The 24,091-nt window shown below is 51.2% G+C and carries 19 protein-coding genes; 16 read left to right on the top strand and 3 right to left on the bottom strand.

Annotation, left to right across the window (positions count from 1 at the left end; translation table 11 throughout):
• Positions 1-217: 217 nt before the first annotated feature.
• Positions 218-1,327, bottom strand: a complete 1,110-nt coding sequence (locus AC0YNS_RS31325; RefSeq protein WP_475784780.1) for a PAS domain-containing sensor histidine kinase — start codon at positions 1,325-1,327, stop codon at positions 218-220.
• Positions 1,320-1,973, bottom strand: coding sequence for a response regulator transcription factor (locus AC0YNS_RS31320; RefSeq protein WP_475784779.1), 654 nt, complete (start codon positions 1,971-1,973; stop codon positions 1,320-1,322). Before AC0YNS_RS31320 ends, AC0YNS_RS31325 begins: the two co-directional genes overlap by 8 nt.
• A gap of 221 nt (positions 1,974-2,194) precedes the next feature.
• Here AC0YNS_RS31320 and AC0YNS_RS31315 point away from each other — a divergent pair, with 221 nt between their 5' ends.
• From AC0YNS_RS31315 to AC0YNS_RS31260, 12 genes are all read left to right on the top strand, one after another.
• On the top strand, positions 2,195-3,202 hold the full coding sequence (locus AC0YNS_RS31315) for a protoglobin domain-containing protein (RefSeq protein WP_475784778.1): 1,008 nt from the start codon (positions 2,195-2,197) through the stop codon (positions 3,200-3,202).
• Between the two features lie 322 nt (positions 3,203-3,524).
• A complete protein-coding gene (locus tag AC0YNS_RS31310) occupies positions 3,525-4,682 on the top strand; it encodes an MFS transporter (RefSeq protein WP_475784777.1) in 1,158 nt (385 codons plus the stop codon).
• 21 nt (positions 4,683-4,703) lie between these two features.
• Positions 4,704-5,858 (top strand): dienelactone hydrolase family protein, encoded by a 1,155-nt coding sequence (locus tag AC0YNS_RS31305; protein WP_475784776.1) that lies wholly within the window; start codon positions 4,704-4,706, stop codon positions 5,856-5,858.
• 284 nt (positions 5,859-6,142) lie between these two features.
• A complete protein-coding gene (locus AC0YNS_RS31300) occupies positions 6,143-7,135 on the top strand; it encodes a LysM peptidoglycan-binding domain-containing protein (RefSeq protein WP_475784775.1) in 993 nt (330 codons plus the stop codon).
• An 83-nt stretch (positions 7,136-7,218) separates the two neighbouring features.
• Positions 7,219-7,650, top strand: a complete 432-nt coding sequence (locus tag AC0YNS_RS31295; protein WP_475784774.1) for an SRPBCC family protein — start codon at positions 7,219-7,221, stop codon at positions 7,648-7,650.
• A 228-nt stretch (positions 7,651-7,878) separates the two neighbouring features.
• On the top strand, positions 7,879-8,163 hold the full coding sequence (locus AC0YNS_RS31290; RefSeq protein WP_475784773.1) for a hypothetical protein: 285 nt from the start codon (positions 7,879-7,881) through the stop codon (positions 8,161-8,163).
• Between the two features lie 184 nt (positions 8,164-8,347).
• Positions 8,348-12,526 carry a choice-of-anchor I family protein gene (locus tag AC0YNS_RS31285; protein WP_475784772.1) on the top strand — a complete coding sequence of 1,393 codons (4,179 nt, stop codon included), beginning with the start codon at positions 8,348-8,350 and terminating at the stop codon, positions 12,524-12,526.
• A gap of 146 nt (positions 12,527-12,672) precedes the next feature.
• On the top strand, positions 12,673-14,040 hold the full coding sequence (locus AC0YNS_RS31280) for an acyclic terpene utilization AtuA family protein (RefSeq protein WP_475784771.1): 1,368 nt from the start codon (positions 12,673-12,675) through the stop codon (positions 14,038-14,040).
• A 5-nt stretch (positions 14,041-14,045) separates the two neighbouring features.
• A complete protein-coding gene (locus AC0YNS_RS31275; protein WP_475784770.1) occupies positions 14,046-14,468 on the top strand; it encodes an AtuA-related protein in 423 nt (140 codons plus the stop codon).
• 21 nt (positions 14,469-14,489) lie between these two features.
• On the top strand, positions 14,490-15,629 hold the full coding sequence (locus AC0YNS_RS31270) for an acyl-CoA dehydrogenase family protein (RefSeq protein WP_475784769.1): 1,140 nt from the start codon (positions 14,490-14,492) through the stop codon (positions 15,627-15,629).
• Positions 15,630-15,678: 49 nt separating this feature from the next.
• The gene (locus AC0YNS_RS31265) at positions 15,679-17,223 is read left to right on the top strand and encodes an acyl-CoA carboxylase subunit beta (protein WP_475784768.1); all 1,545 of its coding nucleotides are present in this window, start codon (positions 15,679-15,681) and stop codon (positions 17,221-17,223) included.
• 36 nt (positions 17,224-17,259) lie between these two features.
• The gene (locus tag AC0YNS_RS31260; RefSeq protein WP_475784767.1) at positions 17,260-18,066 is read left to right on the top strand and encodes an enoyl-CoA hydratase-related protein; all 807 of its coding nucleotides are present in this window, start codon (positions 17,260-17,262) and stop codon (positions 18,064-18,066) included.
• Between the two features lie 394 nt (positions 18,067-18,460).
• Here the strand turns inward: AC0YNS_RS31260 and uraA are convergent, their stop codons facing one another.
• Positions 18,461-19,732 (bottom strand): uracil permease, encoded by a 1,272-nt coding sequence (gene uraA, locus AC0YNS_RS31255; protein ID WP_475784766.1) that lies wholly within the window; start codon positions 19,730-19,732, stop codon positions 18,461-18,463.
• Between the two features lie 280 nt (positions 19,733-20,012).
• On the opposite strand from uraA, the gene AC0YNS_RS31250 reads away from it, so the two are divergent.
• From AC0YNS_RS31250 to AC0YNS_RS31235, 4 genes are all read left to right on the top strand, one after another.
• Positions 20,013-20,762, top strand: coding sequence for an NUDIX domain-containing protein (locus AC0YNS_RS31250; protein ID WP_475784793.1), 750 nt, complete (start codon positions 20,013-20,015; stop codon positions 20,760-20,762).
• 77 nt (positions 20,763-20,839) lie between these two features.
• Complete coding sequence (locus AC0YNS_RS31245) at positions 20,840-21,397, top strand: cysteine hydrolase family protein (protein ID WP_475784792.1); 558 nt, start codon at positions 20,840-20,842, stop codon at positions 21,395-21,397.
• 27 nt (positions 21,398-21,424) lie between these two features.
• A complete protein-coding gene (nadE, locus tag AC0YNS_RS31240; protein ID WP_475784791.1) occupies positions 21,425-22,249 on the top strand; it encodes an ammonia-dependent NAD(+) synthetase in 825 nt (274 codons plus the stop codon).
• Positions 22,250-22,255: 6 nt separating this feature from the next.
• Positions 22,256-23,701, top strand: coding sequence for a nicotinate phosphoribosyltransferase (locus AC0YNS_RS31235; RefSeq protein WP_475784765.1), 1,446 nt, complete (start codon positions 22,256-22,258; stop codon positions 23,699-23,701).
• Positions 23,702-24,091 lie beyond the last annotated feature (390 nt).

Raw genomic sequence — 24,091 nt, 5'->3', positions numbered from 1 at the left:
CGTTATCAGCTGTTGAGTTTAACGGTTGTCAGCGTGGCTATTTCATGAAATGAACGGCTTCTATAATTCTAACGGTTGCGAGCGGCGTTATTTACGGCATAATGGTTGATTTCTACCAGATAATGTCCCAATAAGCTCGCTCACAACCGTAAGAAAATAAAAACAGGTTTTTTAGACCCAATAACCACTCTCACAACCGTTACAGGTTGGAGTCGGCCTACAACCTCTTCGGCGCCATCAACGTAATCGTAGTCCCTTCCCCCTGGGCAGATACCACCTCAAGCTGTCCGGCAATACCGCGAGCGCGCTCTTCCATGCTGAAGAGTCCGACGCCCTGGCGGTTCATATTGGGATTAAACCCTTTCCCACGATCCATAATTCGAATATAAACATGCTCCTCCGACTCCGACACATCTACTGCAGCATCGGACACCGTAGCATATTTGGCCACGTTAGTCAGCGCTTCCTGCACAATTCGATATAGTGCGGTCTCGGTGCGAGGATCCAGACGAGTGCGCAGCGTGCATGTGAATTGGACTTGGATATCGTAATGCTGCTTGTAATTATCGATATACGTTCGCAGCGCTGGGATAACACCTAAGTCATCGAGCACGGAAGGACGCAAATCCCACGCCAGACTTCGTACTTCCTCAATAATCGTCGATACGGACTGCCGGATTGTCGACAGCTCAGACTGATCGATTATCTGTTCCCCAATCAGCTGGTCCAACTGGATAACAAGCCCGAACAAGCTTTGCCCAATACCGTCATGCAGCTCACGTGAGAAACGCTGTCGCTCCGTCTCCTGAATGTGCATCACGCGCTTCATCATCTCCTGAAGCTCCTCTTCGACCTTTTTCAGCTGCGTAACCTCGTTGCGAATGGCCAAATATTGATAGGGAAGCCCATCGTTATCAAGAAAAGGCATGATGGTCGTGTTCACCCAATAAATACTGCCGTCCTTCGCCCGATTTCGGATCTCTCCGCGCCATACCCGGCCGGATTGAATAGTCTGCCATAACTCCTCGAAGAACGCTTTGCCGTGGAACCCCGAGTTAATAACGCGGTGATCCTTGCCGATCAATTCGTCGCGTGAATACTGGGAGACTTCGCAGAACTTATCGTTCACATATTGAATAATCCCATGATGATCGGTGACGACGACAATGGAGGATTCATCGAGTGCAAGCTTCACGTCAGTCAGCTGCTTCAGCATTTGATGCAAATCTTCACGGAACGCTGGCTCGGTAATATGATCATCCAGGCGTGCCAGAAGAGAGTTCACCTTTTGCCCGATTACTTCCGGGTAAGAGTGCCTGCTATTCATAGCTTAACAGTCCCCTCTCCACGGCATAGCGAACCAAGTCCGGCCGTGTGCGCAGCCCAAGCTTGTCCATCAGGTTGCTTTTGTGCGTTTCGATTGTTTTGACACTGATCACAAGCTGCTCGGCGAGTTCTTTGTTCGAGTAGCCCTTGGCAATCCCGACTAATACTTCCTGCTCACGGTCGGACAACGAAGCATAGCTTCCCGTATTTTCGCCTTGCCGCAGCTTCTCCAAGTACTCATTCATCAGTCGTTTCGTAGCGGTCGGATATAAGTAGGCGTCCCCTTCGGCAATCGTCTGTATCGCGGTAATTAACTCTTCGTACGGAGCGCTCTTCAAAATATAACCGGAGGCGCCGGCATGTATCGCACGGAATAAATATTCGCCATCGTCATGCATCGTAAGAATAAGGACATAGGTTTCCGGCAGAAGGGTCTTCAACTCTCTAGTTGCGGTCATGCCATCTTTGCCGTGAGGCATGCTTAGATCCATTAATACCACATCCGGCTTCAGCTCCTGTGCGAGACGAATGGCTTCGTCCCCGTCTGCTGCATCACCGACGATACACATGTCATGTTTTCCATCCAGTAGAGACCTCAGCCCCGACCGGACGATGACATGATCGTCCACGATGAATATGCGAATCATAAGAGGTTCCTCCCTCTGGCTTTCTCTATCAACCGGACTAATTCTCTCATCTTAACAAGATACCGCGAGAAAATGAAGGAAGTCCCGGAGCGGCGTCCCTGAAATTCAGGGTTTTCAAGCCTGTTTATCAGGGAATATCCCGATACACGGTCATGCCGCTTATCGTTAGAATATAGGGGAGTTGCACATGTAGGTTTTTTTTCCAACAATGAGGAGAGATCATGATGATCAATGTTAGCCCTGAACGAAGAAAGCAAATCGATTACATAGGCATTACGGAAGAGGATCTTCAACTGCTTCAATCGCAAGCCGGCATCTTTAAGCAAATTACGGAATCCGTCGTGGACGAATTATATGACCGAGTACTCACACAGCCCGAGTTGGTTGAGATTATTAACAAGCACAGCACAGTCGACCGATTGAAGGGAACGCAAATTTGGTATTTCCAAACGATGACGGAAGGCAGCATCGATGAAGAGTTCATCAAGCGCCGACTGTTCATCGGCAATGTGCATTCGCGGATCGGTTTGACGACGACCTGGTACCTCGGTACCTATATGCTGTATCTCGATATTGCAACCAAGCATATGAGAGCGGCAGCTCCGGATCAGTGGACAGCTATTATTTTCGCGCTTAGCAAAATGTTTAATTTCGACTCCCAGCTCGTGTTGGAAGCGTATGAAATGGACGAGAAGGCGATCATCCAGCGAATGGCCGACGAAAGACAGCAGATGCTTCAGAAAATCAGCGCGGCTGTACAAGAGTTAGCTTCGATGATGGTTGAGCTGAGGAGCAGCACGCAATCGGTTGCCGCATCCGCTTCGTTCACTTCGGAGCTTCAGGAGAAATCGCACAGAAACGTGGAAGTGCTGCAGGGGGAAATCCAAGAGATTCACCTTATGGGCGCCATGATTCGGGAAATATCCGACCAAACTCATCTGCTCGGCTTAAACGCTGCGATAGAAGCGGCGCGCGCGGGCGACAGCGGGCGTGGGTTCGAGGTGGTTGCGAATGAGATCCGTAAGCTGGCCAGACACTCGAAGGAATCGTTGAAGACGATTCAAGAGAAGCTGTCCAATATTGGCAAGATATTAGGCGAGGTGCAGAGCGGCAGCGATGAAACGGTCAAAATCGCGCGCGACCAAGCGGCCAGCTCGCAGGAGCTGGCAGCTTTCGTCACGATGATCGAGTCCGTAACGGCCGAGCTTGATGCATTGAATCGTGCTTAGTGTATGAGTGAACGCTTACGCGAGCCAGTTGCGGTGTGCGAGCTGCGCGAGTTGCCGGAAGTCGGATGTCGGAAGCCGGGATGCGCTAACGAACCGTACAGGGCTTATTTGCCTGAAAATAGCGCCAAAAAAATTCTAACGAGCGATGCTCTGACGAACGGTTCGTTAGCTTGCGCGGCGAGAGGTGTGCGAGCGGTCATAGCGGTGGCACAGGGATAAACCCTGTGTCACCTTTTTTATTGTGACTATGAACTACTAAACTGGAATTAGGTTCTTTATAATAACAGTATAACTAGAGAGTACATGCATCGGAGAGAGTCGCTTGAGAACGATAAACCCCAAGATCTTACTGGTCCACAGAGTTATGAACGAGCTTGCGGACAGCCTGCTCAAAGTATTTATCCCCATCTTAATCTACAAAGAGCTGGGCTCGATCGGTTATGCGGCGGCCTACTTAGGCGGCTATTATATCGTTCAGTCCCTGCTCAACATGATGTTAGGCCGGTATATGACGGCAAAACCGGTTGTGTTCATTTTGCTTCGACTTATCCCCGTACTAGCTACTCAGTATTTATTAGTAGCGGGACATGGCAGCCTGCTCTTGTATGGTTTGATCGCATCAACAGCCTGTGCCAATGCGTTCTATTGGGTTCCGTTGAACTATCTATTCGCCGCTTCGTCCGGCAAAGCAGTGGGGAAAGCTACGGGACGCTTCCGCGCCGCATCGGTTGCAGGCAAAATCATCGGACCCGGCATAAGCGGAATCGTGCTGACTTATTTCGGCATTGAAGCGGTATCGACGATCGCGATTACCTTCTTCGTTGTATCGATTATCGTGCTGCTAGTTTCATACTTGCAAAATAGGGATGAAACGCCATTGATGTCCACTGCTTCGGAGGCAGCATTGGAATCAGCGGAGCCCCAGCCCCAATCTACATTTGCCGCCATCCGAATTTATCTGGTTTCATCGGTATTGTCTGGCTTCAGTGATACGGCCGACATCTTCTGGTCCTTGTATGTGTTCACCGTCTCCGCAGCTTTCATCGATGTTGGTTTTGTAGCCGTGTTTATTCAATTTGGCGTACTAGCCGCTAATCTAGTGATTGGCAAGTTGACGGATGTGCGCAAATGGCTGCTGCCGGCACTCCTGCCATTGCTTGCTTATGCAATTATTTGGATCATGCGGCCGTATGCGATGGCACCGGTTAGTGTATTTACCTTGTCCGCGGCGGGCGGATTTCTGGTCCCGTTCTTCACCATTCCGATCTTCGCGAATTTCGTTCAAGAAAGCAAAAGAACGCATAACCTCCCCGGGTGCCTGGTTTCCCGAGAGGTAGCGCTCAAAGGCGGAGGGGCAATCTCCATAGCAGGCTACATGGCTACGGGTATGATTTCGATGCCATTCCTCTTAGCTGGTGTTGCTTCGCTGTTGTTGTCCATCCCGCTGCTGCGAATCTTTAACAGAATCAAGGCTGTCTAAGTATGGAAGGGAGAATCCGACATGAAGAGTCTATTCGGCAATTATTTACCACTGGCCATGAATGCCATGGAGAAATGCTCGTTTCCGCTTTCTTTTCTAGCGTATGAGGGGGATGACATCGAGAGTTGGAGAACGACGACAAAGGCGAAGGTGATGGAGCTGCTCTCCTATCAGGCCGATGCATGTCCCATGCAAGCAAGCGTGGATCGCTCGTACGTGAAGGATGGCCTAGTCGTGGAGCATGTTAGTTACGAGCAGCCGTTTGGCCCAAGAACGGAGGGCATTCTGCTGTATCCGTCTGAACGGGAAGGCAAGTTGCCGGCTGTCGTGGCCCTTCATGATCATGGTGGGTTCAAGTACTTCGGCAAAGAGAAGCTGGTGGAGCTGGATGATGAGCTAGAAATCATGACAGAATTCAAGCAGGCCGCTTATGAAGGCAGTTCATGGGCGACCAAGCTGGCTAAACGGGGCTATGTTGTTTTTGTGCCGGATGTTTTCCTATGGGGATCAAGGAAGCTGGACGCAGAGAGTGTCTCGAAAGAATATGTGCAGCCTGTGCTGAATGCAGAGCCGGGCTCCAGAGCTTATATTGAAGCCTACAATCAGTTTGCGGGCGAGCACGAATCCATGGTAGCCAAAACGTTATTTCTTGCAGGCACCACGTGGACGGGCATCATGGCTTATGAGGATCGACGGGCGGTCGATTATTTGTTGACAAGGCCAGAGGTAGACGGCGATCGAATCGGGTGCGGCGGATTGTCCGGAGGCGGCTTAAGGACGATTTTCCTCGCGGGATTGGATGATCGAATTAAATGCTCGGTTTGCATAGGTTTCATGTCCACGAACCGTGAAGTTGTAGCCCATCGCATTCAGCGGCATACGTGGATGATGCATGTCCCGCATTTATCCTCCTATCTGGATATGCCGGACATCATCTCCTTAAGCGGTCCGAATGCCGTAATGGTGCAATATGATATCGACGATCCTTTATGGACCCTAGAAGGACAAGAAGAGAGCGACCGGAAGCTAAAGGCGATTTATGAGAAAATGGGGGCCGGTGATCGTTATCGCGGTCTGTTCTACCCGGGGTCCCATAAATTCGATAATCAGATGCAAGAGGATGCGTTCGGGTGGCTCGATCAATGGCTCTTCACTGCCAACGATACGGTGGTTTAAAGCCGCCACATCCAGCTGGGACTTTATTCCTCTCAGATAACCGGGCAAAAGGAGAAGCAGGTTGGTGCTCAAGAACCCACTGCGACTGAGCTTCTTCCCCGCTCTCCTACGATTGGATTATTTTTCAAAAATCGACATGAAATAAAAAGGATTCCTGACGAATGATGACGAATCATCTGAGCCGCAAATTATTACGGCAGAAGGTGTGATCATCGTTGAGTAGGCAATCGAAGTGGGTCTTAAGTATAGTGTTGTTGGTGGTCTTATGTACAAGCTTTCCTGTAATGACGAACGCACAGGGATACACAGAAACAGAATCCTTTAGCAGTGTTTCGTACAGCATCAAGCCTGGCGATACGTTATACGGCATTGCGAAGAAGTTTTATCTGACCGGCGATTATGAGCAGGTTGCAAGAACGAATGGGCTGGACCCGAAGGTGAGCTTGAAAGCAGGGACGGCACTCAAATTGTCGAACCCGCTTGTTCTGGATCAATATACAGTCAAACAAGGCGATACCTTGTACGCGATTACGAATCACTATTTCAACCGCATCTACTACATGAACGCATTAATGGCGTACAATCACATAACGGAAGCGGATTTGAAAGCAGATATGGATTTGCGCGTGCCGCTGCCTGCAGGCGAACTGAAATATACGGTACATAAGGGCGATACCTTGTACAGCCTTTCGACCAAATATTATAAAGCGCAGGACTATCAGCAAATGATTGCGAAGGTGAACGGCATCGGAGCAGCATCAGCCTCGATCAAAGCGGGGCAGGTTGTGCAAATTCCGAATCCGTTCTACTCGATCGAGGACTGCGCGGGCATCGCAGGTCCGGGGGAGACTGCTGCGGTGACTCCCCCCACCTCTACTTCCACCTCCACCAAGTTAGTCTCCATTGAGATCGACATTACACGAAACAAGTTATATGTCATCGCGGGTGGAGCGGTTGAGAAGAGCTTCGATATTGCAAGCGGGAGGAAGAAAGGGGCAACGCCGACCGGGAGCTTCGAGATTATTACGAAGATCAAGAATCCGTGGTACATGGCCAAAGAAATCCCGGGCGGCGATCCGAAGAACCCGCTGGGCAGCCGGTGGCTTGGACTGAGCGTGCCGAATACGCAAGGAACGAAATACGGCATTCATGGTACGAATGCGCCTTCTTCCATCGGAACGAATGCCAGCGCCGGCTGCATCCGGATGCTGAATAAAGATGTAGAATGGTTGTTCAGCACGGTTCCGACAGGCACGAAAGTGAAGATTCACGCGTAATGTGGCGAGGCGTTGAGGAAGAATGAATGTTCTGGTAAAATGTGCTTGTTAGCAGTTACTATACGAGTAGAGGCGGTCTTGAAATGGGAACAGGTGCTGAGAAAGTAACCGTGCAAACAGTCGTGCAATTACCCGTGGAGAAAGTTTGGAAATTCTGGACCGAGCCGGCGCATATCACCCAATGGAATAACGCCTCTGATGACTGGCACACGCCATTCTCCGAGAATGATTTACGAGTTGGCGGATCCTTCACTTCCAAGATGGCCGCGAAAGATGGCAGCTTTGAATTCGAATTTGGCGGCGTTTATGATGAGGTGCGGATCAACGAGTTCATTGCCTATACATTAGGCGATGGCAGGGAAGTTTCGATCACATTCATCAGCCAAGATAACGAGACGAAAGTCATCGAAACGTTCGAGACGGAAACGATGAACGCTGTCGAAATGCAGCAAGCAGGCTGGCAGGCGATTATGGATAACTTTAAGAAGTACGCAGAATCCGTTAACGAAGAATAGAAATTTTTGACTTGTCAGATAGCGTAGAAGAGGTACCCTTAGACAGGACACTTTGAAAAAAGGTGTTCAAACTAGGGGTACCTTTTGTATACTGGGTAGAGTAGCAGTGTGCCGTGTCTGACTTTCACATATACTGAGTTTGAATAAACAGGAAGAAATCAGTATCGTCATGGTTATACTAATGATAATAATCTTTTTAGGGGTGAGCGTCTGAGAAAGCATAAACCAATGCCATTTGATGAGTTGCTAAAGGAATTACAAGGACAGAAGAACGTTCAGGAAGATCCGGAACATCTGTCGTTTGATCGATTGTTCAACGATTCCTTCATGGGGAAATATTCGAGCTGGAATAGCTTTTCGGAGTTTCTGGAGAAGGGCAATTTCCAAGTGGAGACTCATGAGGACATTCGCAATATTCCCGATGAGCTGTTTGATCGTCATGTAGCCAGAGAGACCCAATTTGCGAATTGGAACGATATGCTGGATAAGGCGACTAAAGAAGCAGCGAAATAAGCTGTGTTTTTCCAATTAAATAAACGCATGAAAGTAGATAACCACGTGCAATTCAGGGCTGTTCCTGAGTTGGCGGGGTTATTTTTTTTACCTGTCATTTACAAAACATCCATTTCGCCTTAATAGATGCTTCACAGTTCTCCCATATAATTTCTAGGACAAACCATATAATAGGAGTGAAGACATGTTGAAGAAGAGAAATAAACAGCTATTGGCACTGCTGCTTTCAACTGAGCTTGCTGCAGGTCTGCTGGCTGGCGTACTGCCTGCTTCAGCGGATGCAGTTGTTACTCAAGGAACGCCGTACGATACAAACGGGTACAATGTCCAAGTTCCACATGTCATTATCAATCAGTATTTTGGCGCAGGTACTTCAAAAGATGGAGCAGTGAGCCATGGCTTTATCGAGCTATATAATCCTACGGATTCCAATGTGGATCTTAGCAATTGGTCTATTCAATATGCCGATCGTGGTGCAGCATCGGGCAGCACAACCGATCCAACAGGCGTTTGGGAGATGCTTGAACTAACAGGTACGATTAATGCGCATTCATCATATTTGATTCGAGCTAATGCAACCACGACTCCTGTAAACAAGGTGATCATTGCAGATGGCGATTTCGATGCAAGTTTCCCTCGTGCGCTCCACAATAAAGGGATGAAGCTCGTCTTGATGAGCAATCAAGATTTGCTGGATAAAGACGTCTCGGTGAATCCGTTCGTCAATAAACCAACAGGTTATGTGGATATGCTGGGTACAGGCAGTAACGACAATGGGAGTACGATTAGCGGGTTTGAGGCGGAATTCCCTACTGGCCCGGCAGTCGGTACCGGAGTCGTAGGCACTACAGGCGGCACTTCGAAGAACATGTCGCTTAGACGTGTTAATTTTGCGGACAGTGACAATAACAAGAACGATTTTGTTCAAATTACGTACGGGTCCATGACCGTTCCAACGGATATAGCCACGTATAGCCCTCGCAGCGGAAACGATGGCGAGTGGGGAGTCGTTCCGACACCGCTTGTCGTTTCCACCAATGAGCTCGCTGAAGGAACGGCAACGAACGCATATACGGCTAAAATCAGCGTGACAGGCGGGAAAGAACCTTATCACTTCAGCGCAACAGGATTGCCTGCCGGTCTTACGATTGATGCTGCTACAGGAGTCATTTCCGGAACGCTGGCTGCCGATGCTCTTGCGAGCAACAATGTGGTAGTTACCATTACAGACAGTACTTCGACACCGCAATCAACAACTAAATCCTATGTGCTTCTTGTCAATCAGCCGATTCTGGATACGCTGACGATGACGAGATTGGGTTCCTTTATCGCCGGTGCACCGAATGGGGATGGCGGCGTTGCGGAGATCGTGAAGTACAACCCGGAGAATCATAAATTCTATTCCGTTAATGGATCCAGCGATCCTGCGACATTGGATATCGTTTCCTTGGATAACACGGGAAAACCGGAAGCGGACGCGACCTCGATCAATATCGAAGAGGTCGTTCAACAGAACTTGCCCGACTTCGAATACGGTGACTTTACGAGTGTCGATATCGACCTGAAGAATAATCTGGTTTACGCCGCTATTCAAGAGAAGACGTATACGAATAACGGAGCAATCCTCGTATTTGACTACGACGGCAAGTATGTCACTTCCTACGAAGCAGGCGTACAGCCGGATATGATTAAGGTCACGCATGACGGCAATTACGTATTGACTGCGGATGAGGCCGAGCCGCGTCTGGCCGGAGCTGATCCGGAAGGCAGTGTTACCATCGTGGATCGCGTAAATAACGTTACCAAGCATGTGAAATTCGATAATGTCAGCGTGATCGATGATCTCGTTCATCTTCGCGGCACTGCAAACGAGGCAGGCATCATTACAGGTCCGGCTGCATCGAAAGAAGCGGCAAAGTATGATTTGGAGCCGGAATATATCGCATTGTCTGCTGATGAGAAAACAGCGTATGTGTCCTTGCAAGAGAACAACGCGATTGCCACTATAGATATTGCAAGCGCAACGGTAACTGCGGTAACCGGTCTTGGTTACAAGGATTTGAACAAAGCCGAGAACGCTCTGGATTTGGTGAATGACGGCAAGATCAAGTTCGAGAACGTGCCGTTCAAAGGCATGTTCATGCCGGATGGAATCGATACGTACACCGTTGACGGAAATACGTATTTGTTTACAGCGAACGAAGGGGATGCAACGGAGTGGCCGGGCAGAACCAATATCGCTAAGATTAGCGGCTTGAAAGCCGGCTTGACATCGACATCCGATGCAGCTGTTTTCTTAGCTGAGAAAACGGTAAGCGGCAAAACAGCCTATGACAGCGTAGAGGTACCAAGCGATATGGGACCTGACGGTATTTACTTGTATGGCGGTCGCTCCTTCTCCATTTGGAATGCCAGCAATTTAGCACCTGTCTATGACAGCAAAAATGATTTTGAGAAAATAACAGCACAACGGTTTCCGAAATACTTCAACTCCGATCATAAGGAGATCGCTTTCGATAAACGCAGCCCTAAGAAAGGTCCTGAGCCGGAGTATGTGAAAATGGGTAAAGTGGGCAGTAAAGCATTGGCATTCATTGGTCTTGAGCGTGTAGGCGGCATCATGGCCTATGATGTGACAGACCCTGAGCATCCTGCTTTCGTCAATTATACAAACACACGTAACTTTGAATCGAATTCGCTGCAAGGCGATATCGGCCCGGAGGGTCTCGAGTTTATACCTGCAACATCAAGTCCAAGCGGAATGCCGCTTCTTCTGGTCGCTAATGAAGTAGGCGGTATGATTACGGTGTATCAGCTGAATGTGGACAAAGTGACATTGAATGCCAAAGAAATCGCGCTTAAGGCTGGCGGTTCGACTTGGCAGCTGGCAGCTACAGTAGTCCCACACGTTGAAGCTGGTTCTACGACGGTGACTTGGTCATCATCGGATGAAACGGTGGCTAAGGTGGATGCAACAGGTAAAGTTTCGCCAATTAAAGCGGGAACCGCTGTAATTACGGCACTAAGTGCAGATGGTTACGGTGTAGCCGAAGCAGCAGTTACTGTTGCGAGTGCAGATGCTCCGCCAAGCAGTCCAATTACCGGCCCAACTACGCCGCCTGCCACTGGACCCATTGTGGACGGAACGAAAGTAACGACGGAAGTGAAAGCAGTCACTGATGCTTCGGGCAAAGCGAAGGCGGTAGTTACGGATAAGCAGGTTGAGGAAGTGTTGTCCAAGCTGACAGCTTCAAATCCGGCAAGTGTGAAAGACATCGTTGCGATTAAAGCTACAGCAGATGCAAGTGCGAAGGAGACGGCGGTAACCTTCTCGGCAGCGGCGATGGATAAGATCTCCGGCAGCGGCGCAGATGCGCTGGTTATTGAATCGGGAATTGGACAGGTGCAGCTGGATAAGAAAGCCATGTCCACAGTAGCGAATGCTGCAAGCGCAGGAGAAGTAACCGTATCCGTAGCGAAGGTGTCGGCTGCTGACCTGGCAGCTCTTACGAAGAACAATCAAGCGGCAGTAGCTGAAGCTATTGGCTCGCATCCTGTGTATGATTTTAATGTAGTGGCTGATGGGAAGAAGGTATCTGATTTTGCAGGCGGCATCGTGAATATCAGTATTCCCTATGTACTGGGCGCAGGCGAAGATGCCAATGCCGTTATCGCTTACTATATCGCCGATAATGGGAATATTGAGCTGCTGCCTAATGCTAAGTATGACAAGGCAACAGGTCAATTGATCTTCTCCGTCACCCATTTCTCGACCTATGCGATCGCCAGCAACAATGTGAAGTATAATGATACGGCATCCAGCTTTGCGAAAGACCAAATCACTTACTTGTCTGCAAGAGAGATCATGGAAGGCGTAGGCGGCGGAAGCTTTGCTCCTAAGAAGCAGGTGACAAGAGCTGATTTTACGCTGATTCTGGCCCGAGTGGCGGGGGTCGACCTGACGACTTATGAAGGAAGTAAGTTTAGCGATGTAAGCGCAGATGCTTATTATGCACAATCCGTGCAATGGGCAGCGGCAACCGGAATTACAAGCGGTGCAGCAGAAGGCGTATTTAATCCGAATGCTCCCATTACAAGAGAACAATTGGTGGCTATGATTGCTCGACTTGCGGCGACCTTGCATTACACGCTTCCGAAAACAGTGCCGAGCGTGACATTCACCGATGAGCGGAGTATTTCTGCTTATGCGAAGGAAGCCGTTTCAGCTGTTCAGCAAGCAGGTATTATTAACGGCAGGGCATCTGCAGGTGCAGGAAGCAGCTTCGATCCGCAGCAATTTGCTACGCGTGAAGAGACAGCGAAGATGATCAGCATGCTGTTCCAAGGAATCTTGAATCGTTAATTGGTTTGGCATGACGAATACCCCGAGTTGGCTTGATGCCAATGCTCGGGGTATTTGTTTCTATGTCTAGCCTACTTTTACCCGCCATACAATGATACTATTACGCCCACCTCGCGATCGGTTGCGATCATCGAAAGGAGGTTCGAATGAAAACGATCCGGATTGGAGCGGGACAGGGATTCTATGGCGATTCCGTTCTGCCTGCCATCGAGACGGCCAAGCGGGGAAATGTGCAGTATATCTGCTTTGACAGTCTCGCTGAGCTTACGCTTGCCATCCTTCAGAAAGACCGGCAGCGTGATCCCGCCCGCGGCTACGCTGCTGATATTGGTCGCATGATGAGAGAGCTGCTTCCGATAGCTAAGGCGCAAGGCATCCGCATCATCACGAATGCAGGTGGCATGAATCCGATCGGGGCGATGCAGGAAACGGAACGAATTGCGCAGGAACTGGGCCTCACGGGGTTGAAGATAGCGGTCGTAACCGGGGATGATGTGCGCTCGAAGCTGCCCGAGTTCATGAGTCAAGGCTCGGCGCTCACCCATATGGAGGATGGCCGAGATATTCGTTTGATTCAAGAACGCATCGTCTTCGCAAATGCCTACTTAGGCGCAAAACCGGTTGTGGAGGCGCTTCAGCAGGGGGCGGACGTCATCCTTACAGGCAGAACGACCGATTCGGCGTTATTTCTGGCGCCGTTAATTTATGAATTCAATATTGAGTGTGATGATTGGGATCGATTGGCACAGGGCGTGCTGATGGGGCATCTGTTGGAATGCTCCGGGCAAGCGTCAGGCGGCAATTTCAGCGGTGATTGGCAGGCGGTAGAAGCGCTTGAGCATATTGGCTTTCCGATTGCGGAAGTTCGCGAGGACTTAACGTTCATGCTGACCAAGACAGAGGGAACCGGTGGACTCGTTTCCGTGGACACCGTGAAGGAACAGCTGCTGTATGAAATCCACGACCCGGCGGCGTATGTCACACCGGATGTCGTGCTGGATGTAATGGGGGTTACGCTGTCTGACGCCGGCCCGAATCGGGTTGAAGTTTCAGGTGCACGCGGCTCCAAAAGGCCCGATACGCTCAAAGTCGTAATGGGCTACGCCGACGGCTGGCTCGGGCAGGCGATCTGGGGGTATTCGTGGCCGGACGCACTTGCCAAAGCACAGACGGCTGATCGTATTGTTCGCAGCCACATCGATCGAATCGGTCTGAAGTACGAAGAAATTCGTACGGACTACTTGGGTTACGACTCTTTACACGGACCGCTTGCTAAGCAGCCGCAGCAGGAAGAGCTGAACGAAGTTTATGTACGAGTAGCGATGCGTACGAAGAGCCAGGGCGAAGCGGCCAAATTAGGCCGGCTCGTTCCTCCGCTCATGCTGAGCGGACCTCCTGCGATGGGGGCTTTCCTTGGCGTGATGAAGCCGCGCGAGCTGCTCGGCATGTGGTCTTGTCTCGTTCAACGTGAGCTGATCGAGCAAGGCGTGCAAGTGACGGTTGTGGAGGTGTAACCCATATGGCACGTATACGCAAGCAGCTTCGCCATTTGGTGCAAGCGCGATCAGGCGACAAGGGGAATACGATCAATATTGCCGTATTTGCACCGGGTGAGGCTGCGTTCGAATTATTGAAGCGGGAGCTGACTTCCGATCGGGTTAAGGCGCATTTTGCCGGCATGATTGAAGGGGATGTGACCCGTTATGTAGTGCCGAATCTGCTGGCAATGAATTTTGTATGTCGGACTGCGCTAGGCGGAGGCGGCTCCGCCACACTTCGGATGGATAACCTGGGCAAGTGTTATGCGGCTAATCTGATGCGCTTGGAAATTGAAATGGACGACGACGAGGAAGCAGAAGCAAGAGCAGAAGCAGAAGAGGATCAGCAACCGCACGACGTCGACGAAACGGATACTTTGCCGCCGCCCACCACCACGACTTGAACAGAAGAGGGGTTGCTTGCGATGAACTTCGACTTAACGGAAGAGCAGGCGATGATTCGAGATTTGATTCATGATTTTGCAGATGCGGAGGTGGCGCCGGGGGCTGTTGATCGAGATCGCACCGGCAATTTTCCGGTAGAGGTCTTCGAGAAGCTTGCCAAGCTCGGCTTGATGGGCCTTCCTTTTCCGGAACAGTACGGCGGGGGCGGGGCAGATACAACCAGCTTCGCAATCGTGGTGGAAGAGCTCAGCCGAGTATGCGCTTCGACCGGCATTACCTACTCAGCGCATGTGTCACTCGGGGGAGCACCACTTGCACTGTTCGGGACAGAGGAGCAGAAGGCTGCTTTCTTAACACCGCTATGCAGAGGCGAGTATCTTGGCGCGTTTGGGTTAACTGAACCGGATGCCGGATCGGATGCGGGCGGAACCCGCACGACTGCGGTTAGAACTGGGGATCAGTGGGTCATCAGCGGCTCCAAATGCTTCATCACCAATGCCAGTTATGCGCGCAATCTCGCCCTTACAGCCGTTACCGATCGGTCGAAGGGCACGAGCGGCATCAGCGCGTTTATTGTACCGACGGCTGCACCCGGATTCACTACCCACTGCAGCTACGAGAAAATGGGGCTTCACGCCTCGAACACAACCGAGCTCGTCCTGGAGGAGGTAGCGGTCCCGCTGGAGAATTTGCTCGGCAAGGAAGGGAACGGCTTTAAGCAGTTTCTCGCCGTTCTTGACGGCGGTCGAATAGGTATTGGTGCCATGGGAGTAGGCATTGCCCAAGGCGCTTACGACAAATCGCTGCGATATGCGAAGCAGCGCAAGCAATTTGGCCGGACGCTCAGCGCGTTTCAGGCGATCCAGTTCAAGCTGGCTGACATGGCGATGAACATTGAGCTTGCCCGTACGATGGTCTATAAGGCTGCATGGCTGAAGGATCAGGGGAGGCCGTTCAAGAAAGAAGCAGCGATGGCGAAGCTGTTCGCAACGGAGATGTGCATGAAGGTATGTGATCAAGCCGTGCAAATTCATGGCGGCTATGGCTATATGAAGGAGTACGAGGTGGAGCGCTTCATGCGCGATGCCAAGCTGCTCGAGATCGGCGAAGGAACCTCAGAAATTCAGCGTCTCGTCATTGCAGCCCAGATCGGCTGTTAACGCCGTTTCACCTTGGCAGGGTCAGCAGCAGAGGGGAGTTTCGAGAACAATGGAATCTGAACGCGAATCGGCGAATGACAGGCTGCAGGAACAGATGGAAGAGATCAAGAAGGGCGGCGCCGCCAAATATCACGTGAAGAATGCGGAGCAAGGCAAACTCTTCGTGCGCGACCGCTTGAAGCTGCTGTTTGATCCGGACTTCGAGCTCGAGGATGCTTTGTTCGCCAGCTGCAACGAGGCAGGGCTGCCGGCTGATGGCGTGGTCACGGCGATTGGCAAGATTCACGGTGGTACGGTATGCGTCATTGCCAACGATTCCACGGTGAAGGCCGGATCATGGGGAGCACGCACCGTTGAGAAAATCATTCGGATGCAGGAAACGGCAGATAAGCTGCGAGTGCCGCTGCTCTATCTTGTCGATTCAGCGGGAGCTCGAATAACCGATCAAGCGCTCATGTACCCGGGGCGGCGTGGCGCGGGCCGAATCTTCTACAATGAGGTGAAGCTGTCCGGCAAAATCCCGCAGGTGTGTCTCTTGTTCGGGCCTTCTGCGGCAGGCGGCGCTTATATCCCGGCCTTCTGTGATATCGTCATCATGGTCGAAGGCAATGCTTCGATGTACCTTGGATCACCTCGCATCGTGGAGATGGTTACGGGGGAGAAGGCTACTTTGGAGCAGCTCGGCGGAGCCCGCATGCACTGCTCTGTCTCGGGCTGTGGAGATGTACTCGCCAAGAGCGAGGAGGAAGCGATCGCGCTGACCAGACAATACTTAGCTTACTTCCCGCCTAATTTCACGGAGAAACCTCCAACCAAAGAACCCCGTCCCCCAGCAGATCTGAGAATACCCCTCGACTCGATTATTCCGGATAACCAGTACACCCCATTCGATATGTATCCGTTCATCGACGGTTTAATCGACGAGCATTCGTTCTTCGAAATCAAACGTCTCTTCGCGAGGGAGCTCATCACGGGCTTAGCTAGGATCGCCGGCAAACCGGTCGGCATAATCGCGAATCAGCCGAAAACCAAAGGCGGCATCCTGTTTCACGACTCCGCTGACAAAGCTGCCAAATTCATCAGCTTATGTGATGCGTTCCACATCCCGCTGCTGTTTCTCGCCGATGTGCCCGGCTTCATGGTCGGCACGGCGGTGGAGCAAGCGGGCATTATTCGGCATGGAGCCAAAATGATCGCCGCCGTATCCGAAGCGACGGTGCCGAAGATATCCGTCATCGTCCGCAAAGCTTACGGAGCCGGCCTGTATGCCATGGCCGGTCCGGCCTTCGAGCCCGATTGCTGCCTGGCGCTGCCCTCGGCACAAATCGCCGTCATGGGACCGGAAGCAGCGGTCAACGCCGTGTACGCAAACAAGATCGCGGAGCTGCAAGAGCCGCAGCGCTCCGAGTTCATCGCTGCGAAACGCGAGGAATATCGCCAAGATATCGACCTCTACCAGCTGGCTTCCGACATGGTCATCGACGGCATCGTTCCCGCTCATTCGCTGCGCAGAGAGCTGATCAAGCGCTTCGAAGTGTACACGAGCAAAACCGTTACCTTCACAGAGCGTAAGCATCCGGTTTATCCGGTTTAGAAAGTAGTGTGATGGAAGGAGGAGGGGTCCGGCACCATGTCTACGGAGCCAACGCAACCGCAATCGCCTATTCTATGGGAGCAAAGAGGGCATATCGGCTATATTCGGCTTAATCGCCCGGAGAGCCTAAATGCAATTAATGAAGCGATGCTTATTGCCCTTGAAGAGCAGCTGCATCACATCGCCTCCGATACCCGGGGGATTCGCGTTGTCATCCTCGAAGGTGAAGGCCGTGCCTTCTGCGCCGGCGCGGATCTCAAAGAGCGGAGCATGCTGACCGACCCGCAGCAAATCCGGCAGCGTCTCATCCGCAGCAAGGCCGTGTTCGCCGCGCTGGAGCGGCTGCCGCAGCCGACGATCGCTAAGATCAACGGCCTCGCCTTCGGCGGCGGGCTGGAGCTGGCGCTTTGCTGCGATTTCCGCTTTGCCATAAGCAGTGCGAAGCTGGGGCTGACCGAGGTTAGCCTCGGCATCATCCCCGGCGCCGGGGGCACGCAGCGATTGCCGCGACTAATCGGCCCGGCACGCGCGAAGGAGCTGATCCTCACGGCGCGGCGGATCTCGGCCGAACAAGCGCATCCGCTCGGTCTGCTCACCGACATCGCGGAGAACGAAGAACAACTGCAATCGCTATGCGCGTCGATTGCAGAAGAGCTCCTTGCCAATGCCCCTCTCGCCGTGTACCAAGCGAAGCGGGCCATTGACCAAGGGCTGGACTTGGACCTCCCGTCAGGCCTCGCCCTCGAAACCTCCGCCTACGAAGCCATCATCCCGACCAAAGACCGACTGGAAGCCCTCGAAGCCTTCCGCGCGAAGCGGCCTCCGCATTTTACAGGCGAGTGACTGCATCATGTGTGTCCATTCCTTCAAGAAGAAGAGGACGTCCGCTCGGACGCCCTCAGGCTGACCGAGAACGACAACCACTTTTTGTCTATGCAACATGATAAGTCTAACGGTTGTCAGTGTGGCTATTTCATGGAAATAAGCCTTTTTGAAACGCTAACGGTTGTGACAGACGTTATTTGCAGCAATTGGGTCGATTCCGAGTGTAAAACGATCAAATAAGCTCGCTGACAACCGTTACAAAATAAAAAGGGTAAATTTATGCCAAATAGCCACTTTCACAACCGTTAAAGTTGGAAGCGACCGAGCATGCACTCATAACGGAGGTACAACGCCGAAGTATCATTTTCTCGACACAAGAAGAGGACGTCCGCTCGGACGCCCTCTTCTTTGTTTATTCTTCAGCAAGCTTGTACACTTCGATAATCTTCAAGAACAAACTGAGCACAATGGCTGAAACCGTAGCAAGCGCCATGCCCTTCAGCTCGAAATTCCCCCATTTCAGCGTAGCGCCGCTTAATCCGATGACAAGCACAATGGTAGTCAGCATTAAGTTGGCGGGTTTGGAGTAATCGACCTTGGTTTCAACCAACATACGAATCCCCGAAGCTGCGATAACGCCGAAGAGCAGCAGGGATACGCCGCCCATGACTGCCTCCGGAACGGTTTGAATTAAGGAGGACAGCTTACCGATAAAAGAAAGCACAATCGCAATAATAGCTGCACCGCCGACAACCCACACGGAGTAAACGCGGCTGATGGCCATTACGCCGATATTTTCGCCGTAAGTCGTATTTGGTGTTGAGCCGACGAAGCCCGATAGAATCGTAGATACGCCATTGCCAAGCAGCGAGCGGCTAAGGCCCGGATCTTTCGTCAGATCCTTCTCGACAATGTTGCCCGTTACGATCAAATGGCCGATATGCTCGGCGATGACTACAAGAGCTGCCGGTGCGATGATTGCGATGCTGGACCAGTCAAACGTCGGTGAGTAGAAGGTAGGCGCTTTGAACCAAGCAGCTGCGTCTACCGTTGCTTGTACTTCAACCAGTCCAAGGATCGAAGCGAGGGCATAACCGACAATAACAGAAATCAGAATCGGAATGACCTTCATGAATCCGCGGAAAAGCACGGAGCCGACTACGCCAATACATAGTGTAACGAGGGATACCGTTATGGTAGCCGCATCGGGAGACCATTCTGCCGGTGAGCCCGGCTTGGCAATTAGGCCAGCCATCTGCGCAGCAGTCGGCACGAGCTCAAGGCCGATAACGGCAACAATCGCGCCCATGGCCGCCGGCGGGAACACGACATCGATCCAGCGCGTGCCGGCCAGTTTAATGATGAAGGATACGAGCATGAAGATGAGGCCAACTACAATGAAGCCCCCGAGCGCCGCGGAATATCCTCCTTCGGATTTCAACACCACGAATACCGGCGAGAGGAAAGCGAAGCTGGACCCCAGATAAGCCGGGATTTTGAATTTCGTAAGGATGAGATAGAGCAAGGTGCCAATACCGTTCATAAGCAGAATCGTTGCAGGATCTACTTTGAATAGAATCGGGACGAGTACGGTGGAGCCAAACATGGCGAATAAATGCTGCAAACTAAGCGGAATACTGGCCGCGAGCGACGGCCGTTCATGGACTTGTATGATCTTCGACAACGGTGATGGCCTCCTGATCTAGCGGATATGATGATTTTGCCAAACGTAATAGTATCATAATTGGCCCAATTGATAAATTGCATAACAGAATGGAGCAACTATTCAGAGCTTGGCCGGCTTAGTATGCATGTGGAACGAATAGTCTGGCTGCCGCATGGATAACATTTACTTCAAACCGCTTGACAAACTATTTAATAATGTCATAATGACAATATAAAGATAAACAGAGCAGGTGAGCACCTTGACCCAACCTATTGACGAGGCTAACGAGTCCGAAGCGATGACGTATTCCCCGCGCAAATATCGAACACCGGATGGTGCGCCTGCGGACATCGTGATTTTCACGATTACTTCGACTCAGCGGAATACGGTGAAGAAGTCTCTCCCGATCCGCCAATTGGAAGTACTGCTCATTCAGCGCCGAAGCTGGCCCTTCGCGGGGCAGTGGGCACTGCCGGGAGGATTCTCGAAAGATACCGAGACCATTCTCGAGAGCGCGAAGCGGGAGCTGCAAGAAGAAACCGGCGTCGACAATGTTCATATCGAATATTTCAATGCTTACAGCGAGCCGGGGCGGGACCCGCGTGGATGGATGATCTCGCATGCCTTCTGCGCGCTCGTGCATGAAGGGGAGCTTGAGCATCGCAGAGCTGCCGATGATGCGGCGGATGTTCGACTGTTCTCCGTGCAGGAGGCACTTGAGATGAAGCTGGCATTTGATCATAAGCAGATTTTGCAGGATGCACTTGTGCATATTCGCCGCAGCATGATGACCTCGGCAATTGCCAGAGAGTTTCTACCTGAGGAATTCACAATCGGCGAGCTGTATCAAGTTATTGAAGCGGTTGTGCCGGACTTCGTGGAACGCAATTTTATCCGCAAGATCACATCGACGCAAAGCCGCAAAGGCATTATTGAAGAAATACGAGATTCACACGGTGAGCTGAAGATGTCGAATCGCTACTCCCAGCGGGCAGCACAGCTTTATCGGTTCACTGATTATGTGCCTCAGTTGTCTATATACAGCTAGGCATTCTTTTTACAAGATTGATATTGTCATAACGACATGATGTAAAACCATGAATTCAAATAAGGAAGGTGGATATGATGAAAGCATTGGTCGTCATTGATTACACAGTTGATTTTGTGAACGGTCGTCTACCGGTCGGTCAGCCTGCAATTGAGATTGAGAGCCGCATCGCAGCGATAACGAAGCAGTTTGCGGAACAAGGTGACTATGTTGTGATGGCAGTAGATCTACATGATGAGCATGATACGCTCCATCCCGAACACAAGCTGTTCCCTCCGCACAATATCCGGGGTACCGCAGGAAGGGAGCTCTACGGCAAACTGCGAGAGACTTATGAGCTGGAGAAAGACCGTATCTATTGGATGGACAAAACGAGATACAGCGCCTTCTGCGGAACGGATCTAGAACTGCAGCTTCGGGCAAGAGGGATTACGGAGCTTCATCTGGTTGGCGTCTGTACGGACATCTGTGTGCTGCATACGGCGGTGGATGCTTACAATAGAGGCTATCAGATTGTCGTGCATGCCGATGCCGTGGCAACCTTTAATGAGCAGGGGCATGAGTGGGCGTTGCGGCATTTCAAGCATTCGCTCGGTGCAGAAGTAGTAGCTGGCGATCAGCCAATCACCCTATAAAGGAGAGTTTTGAATATGGAGCACAAGCTGCAGCAAGAAATTATCGCACACTTGAAGGTGAAACCGACGATTGATGCAGAGGAAGAAATTCGGCGCAGAGTTGGGTTTATGAAAACCTATCTTCAGCATACAGGCGCCAAAGGTTATGCGCTTGGCATCTCGGGCGGTCAAGATTCCACATTAGCAGGCAAGCTTGCGCAGCTGGCCGTTGACGAATATAATGCAGATCCAGCGAGCAAGAACCAGGCCACGTTCCTTGCGATCCGATTGCCATACGGTAAGCAGCAGGATGAGGACGATTGCCAGGATGCGCTCCGGTTTATCGCACCGACTCGGACGAGTGTGATCAATATTAAACCGGCGGTCGATGCGGCGGTCGAGCAGTTTGAGGCGGCGACCGGCGACAAGCTGGGTGATTTTCATAAAGGGAATGTGAAAGCGCGGGAGCGGATGAAGGCGCAATATGATTTGGCGGCGCATTATGGGCTGCTCGTGCTCGGTACGGATCATGCTGCTGAAGCGATAACTGGTTTTTATACGAAACATGGCGACGGAGCCTGCGATATGGCGCCAATCTATGGCCTGAATAAGCGTCAAGGAAGAGCATTATTAGAAGCATTGCATTGTCCCGTTCACTTATATACGAAGAAGCCGACTGCAGATTTAGAGGATTTGAAGCCGGGCATTCCGGACGAGGTTGCATTAGGCATGACTTACGAGCAGCTCGACGACTACTTAGAGGGCAAGACATTACCTGCTGAGATAAGCGGCAAAATCGAAGCGCGTTACAAACTAACCGAGCATAAACGCCGCGGTCCAGTGACGGTTTATGATGACTGGTGGAAGGAATGAGGCTCCATGTCGAACTACGAGAATCTGACGCTCCATACGGATAAATATCAGATCAATATGATGTACGCGCATTGGATGAACGGTACACTGAATGATAAGGCGGTATTTGAGCTGTTTTTCCGCAAGCTGCCCTTCGGGAATGGATATGCGGTAGCTGCCGGGCTTGAGCGGGTTATAGCTTATATTAGAGATCTGCAATTTGGCGACGAAGAGATCGCTTATTTGGGGGAGCAGGAAGAGAACTACGAGGAGACGTTTCTGCAGGAGCTGCGTGGGTTCCGGTTCACCGGTAACCTGGATGCCGTTCCGGAAGGAACGATTATTTTCCCGAATGAGCCTCTGATTCGCGTAGAAGCCAGAGTGTTCGAGGCGCAGCTTATAGAAACGGCCATGCTGAACTTCGTTAACTTTCAGACGTTGATCGCTACCAAAGCTTCGCGGATTAAGCAGGTTGCCGGTGGAGATGGTCTGCTGGAGTTTGGAACAAGGCGCGCACAGGAGGCGGATGCTTCGATCTGGGGAGCGAGGGCTGCGTATCTGGCCGGCTTCCATGCTACCTCCAACTTAAGAGCGGGAATGTTGTTTCGTATTCCCACCAAAGGTACGCATGCACATGCTTGGGTTCAAGGGCATGAAACAGAAGAGGAAGCCTTTCGCAAATATGCGGAAGTGCTTCCGGATCATGTGACGCTACTGGTGGATACGTACGATACGCTTAAGAGCGGTGTACCGAATGCGATTAGCATCGCACGCATGCTGGAGCAGCAAGGGAAACGGATGAACGCAATTCGGCTCGACAGCGGTGACCTGGCTTATTTATCGCAGCGTGCGAGACATATGCTGGATGAAGCGGGATTCCCCTATGTCCAAATCATCGCATCGAATGACTTGGATGAGAACATTATTTTCAATCTAAAAGCGCAAGGGGCGCGTATAGATGTGTGGGGCGTCGGCACGCAGCTCATTACTGCCGGTGACCAGCCTTCGCTGGGCGGTGTTTATAAGCTTGTTGCGCGTGAGGGCTGCGATGGCGAGTTTGTCCCCGTTATCAAAATCTCAGGCAATCCCGAGAAAGTAAGCACACCGGGGATCAAAGAAGTCTACCGCATTATTAACCGAGAAACCGGAATGGCTGACGGCGACTATATCGCACTTCGTCATGAGGAAGCCGTTAAGCGGGGAGAGGCGATTGAGCTGTTTGACCCTCTTCATCCTTACATCCACAAGGTTATTACAGATTACGATGCTGTGCCTTTATTGCAGCCGGTATTCGAATCGGGGGAGCTTGTGTATGCAATCCCAACTCTAGAGGGCATTCGGAGTTATCATGAGGAGCAGTTGAAGTTGTTCTGGCCGCAATACCTTCGCAAGTTGAATCCGGAGATGTATCGCGTGAATACTAGTGTCGAAACTTGGCAATTAAAACTTGATCTTATCCAGCGTCATAGATAGTCCTACTGCCGGTCTGGAGGCGCTTGGTGCGTCTCCAGATTATCTATTCAAAATTTATTTGCAGAAAAGACTTGCCATATCATGTCGAACCATGATATATTCTAATTCCGCCGCTGAGAGATACGGGATGCGGTGATCGAAACACAAACAAGTTGAAAAATAAAACTTGCAATCATGTTTCGAAGTATGGTATCATCTGATTCTGGGTCAACAAGCCAGAACATGAAATTTGTTCTTTGAAAACTGAACAATGAGCGACCAGTCAAATGGTCATAAATCGCGAAACTAACGTTTCGCAAAGCTAGTTTTTTGAATGAGCTAACAAGCGATTTCTTAAAATGGCCAAGCCTTCGGGCTTACCACTTTTATGGAGAGTTTGATCCTGGCTCA

Source organism: Paenibacillus sp. J22FR21, from assembly GCF_056269135.1.
The sequence above is the reverse complement of the archived record's forward strand: the minus strand, read 5'-3'. Positions and strand labels throughout refer to the sequence as shown.

Coding starts and splice junctions, on each gene's coding strand:
- AC0YNS_RS31325 (WP_475784780.1), bottom strand. CDS start 1,327: ATGAATAGCAGGCACTCTTACCCGGAAGTAATCGGGCAAAAGGTGAAC.
- AC0YNS_RS31320 (WP_475784779.1), bottom strand. CDS start 1,973: ATGATTCGCATATTCATCGTGGACGATCATGTCATCGTCCGGTCGGGG.
- AC0YNS_RS31315 (WP_475784778.1), top strand. CDS start 2,195: ATGATGATCAATGTTAGCCCTGAACGAAGAAAGCAAATCGATTACATA.
- AC0YNS_RS31305 (WP_475784776.1), top strand. CDS start 4,704: ATGAAGAGTCTATTCGGCAATTATTTACCACTGGCCATGAATGCCATG.
- AC0YNS_RS31300 (WP_475784775.1), top strand. CDS start 6,143: ATGACGAACGCACAGGGATACACAGAAACAGAATCCTTTAGCAGTGTT.
- AC0YNS_RS31295 (WP_475784774.1), top strand. CDS start 7,219: ATGGGAACAGGTGCTGAGAAAGTAACCGTGCAAACAGTCGTGCAATTA.
- AC0YNS_RS31290 (WP_475784773.1), top strand. CDS start 7,879: ATGCCATTTGATGAGTTGCTAAAGGAATTACAAGGACAGAAGAACGTT.
- AC0YNS_RS31285 (WP_475784772.1), top strand. CDS start 8,348: ATGTTGAAGAAGAGAAATAAACAGCTATTGGCACTGCTGCTTTCAACT.
- AC0YNS_RS31280 (WP_475784771.1), top strand. CDS start 12,673: ATGAAAACGATCCGGATTGGAGCGGGACAGGGATTCTATGGCGATTCC.
- AC0YNS_RS31275 (WP_475784770.1), top strand. CDS start 14,046: ATGGCACGTATACGCAAGCAGCTTCGCCATTTGGTGCAAGCGCGATCA.
- AC0YNS_RS31270 (WP_475784769.1), top strand. CDS start 14,490: ATGAACTTCGACTTAACGGAAGAGCAGGCGATGATTCGAGATTTGATT.
- AC0YNS_RS31265 (WP_475784768.1), top strand. CDS start 15,679: ATGGAATCTGAACGCGAATCGGCGAATGACAGGCTGCAGGAACAGATG.
- AC0YNS_RS31260 (WP_475784767.1), top strand. CDS start 17,260: ATGTCTACGGAGCCAACGCAACCGCAATCGCCTATTCTATGGGAGCAA.
- AC0YNS_RS31250 (WP_475784793.1), top strand. CDS start 20,013: ATGACGTATTCCCCGCGCAAATATCGAACACCGGATGGTGCGCCTGCG.
- AC0YNS_RS31245 (WP_475784792.1), top strand. CDS start 20,840: ATGAAAGCATTGGTCGTCATTGATTACACAGTTGATTTTGTGAACGGT.
- AC0YNS_RS31235 (WP_475784765.1), top strand. CDS start 22,256: ATGTCGAACTACGAGAATCTGACGCTCCATACGGATAAATATCAGATC.